1 protein-coding gene and 1 pseudogene are annotated in these 1,953 nt (G+C 49.6%); both read left to right on the top strand.

The features are described 5' to 3' along the window. Nucleotides 1-808 (top strand): annotated as a pseudogene (locus FFS45_RS41425) (type VI secretion system tip protein VgrG); the annotation flags it as partial. 91 nt (nucleotides 809-899) lie between these two features. After that, the coding region (locus FFS45_RS41430; protein ID WP_212745816.1) for a hypothetical protein at nucleotides 900-1,953 on the top strand (1,054 nt) is incomplete at its 3' end.

The following is a 1,953-nucleotide window of genomic DNA, read 5'->3' on the forward strand; positions in this document are numbered from 1 at the left end:
GGATTCGTATTTTGAATTTGCATACAGCGAACAGAATAAGGCCATTACCTGTACCGTCAGGGTGATGTTAATTCCAATGGATTTGGTGCCAGTCGATGCGGCGGGAAAGCGTGACCTCACTGCCGACGACCAATCGCTTCCGTACACTTTCGAAACTCACTCCAGCATGGCACCGGACGATATCGTTGACGGCGTGAAGATGGTTTACCGCGACGCTGTTGGGGAAAAATATGATGTCGGTGCGTTGAAAAATCGTATCGAGGGAGTATTGAATCAGGGCGGCTACAAGCTGATTTTGGACGGCTGTTCCAAGGGAGCAGCATGTGGATGTCGGGTAAAGGTTAATTTCAAGGTTGACCTTCGTGTGTCGATCAAAGGTACGTCGCTCAAAAATTTCAACGAACACGTCTCACTGCACTTATATCCGGAGGTTCTTCGTGCCGATACGGGATCATGGGGGGAGAAGTATAAATATCTCGATAACTACATATTGCGAGATTGTGACGTGGCGCATGTAGAAGCACATGAGTGTGGTCACTATTTTAATTTTCCGGATGAATACTATGCCCGAGGCGGTTGGCTCCACGAGTCCTACATAAAGAGCGAGCAGATTGATTTTCCACTTGTCGATGCAAAGGCGGGAGGGTTGCTGTGGCAGGGACGCTCGCTGACGAATCTGATGGGCTATGGAGCGCTCTTGGCAGTCAAAAATGGGCGTGCAACTATCAAGCCGTACTATCTGGAGTATGTGCGACGTCAGTTCTCTCTGGCAACGAATAAACTGTGGCGGGTTGGCTATGAATCGTAATTCGCTGGTCCGAAGTTTTAGATGCGCCGCTTTCACCTTGTTCATTGTTGGGGGGGCATATGCTGAAAACGCAAACGCGGAGAGTCAATCAATGCAATTTAGCTATACGACTAATGGTGCATCGGAAGGTAGTATTAATAGCTACGGAGATAATTCAATTTCCGTTTCCGATGGGATGTTGACTGTAGAGGTCGGCGATTCCATTCTCAAAAAGAACATCAGCGGTGCAGGTGTTTTTGAGATGAAACTCATGAATCGGGATCTGGAGGATGCCAAGAAGCTCGCGGATTTGTTGTGCTCGCCGGAGGACATGGCAGGCGTGGTGCCGACTACTGACCTTTACACCGCGAAGTGCGATGGTAAGGTTAGAAGTAGCTATGTCAAGAATTTCAGTCGTCCTGTAGTGATTCAGATAGCTCAATTGGTTGAGTCACTACGGAATGCGGGGATTCAAGATGGGCGAAAGTTGGTGAAGCTGGACGTGTCGCTGAATTCCATTGATCGTGTCAAGGGTGGATTTTTAGTAGCTGTTCGATTCTATAACGGTGGAGAATACCCTATTAAATTTAGCACGCCGGACAAATGGGATGGTGGGCGTGGTAAGGATATGCTGGGTGTAAGCAGTGTGCGCAAGCCTCAATTTGCTTTTGGGTTGGCTGGCGAGACGCTCGAAAATTCGAATGAATTCACTCACGGCGAAGTGAGTCTCGCGCCGCATGGTTTCCTAATGTTCAAGATAAAAACGTCATCCGTTGATAAGTTTACGGCTGGTACTTACGATTTCAATGTCGGCGTGTTCATGAATATCGAAGTCGTTGGGCTTGCAACGAATTTGTCGCGGATCGATTTTCATTCAAACAATAAGGAACCGACCAGCATAACGTTTGACCGCGACTATCCATCAACACCCGAAGAGCGTGAGCAGTGGGAAGCCAGGCATCGTGACGCCATGTCGTCATATCCGGTTAAGCCCGGTGAAACGTTCGCGGAGAATGGCCTGTACCGTGCGATGGGCCTGGGTTTCAGTGGCCGCCAGCGCAGCCTTCAGGTCAAGCCGTTCAAGGCAGGGGACCTGGCGACGACCGAAAACGTGAAGATGCTGATGGATGGCGGCAATGGCCTCAACATCAACGGGCCGGTGCAGT

The organism is Burkholderia sp. 4M9327F10 (assembly GCF_005503145.1).
In the GTDB taxonomy this organism is placed as follows: Bacteria; Pseudomonadota; Gammaproteobacteria; order Burkholderiales; family Burkholderiaceae; genus Paraburkholderia.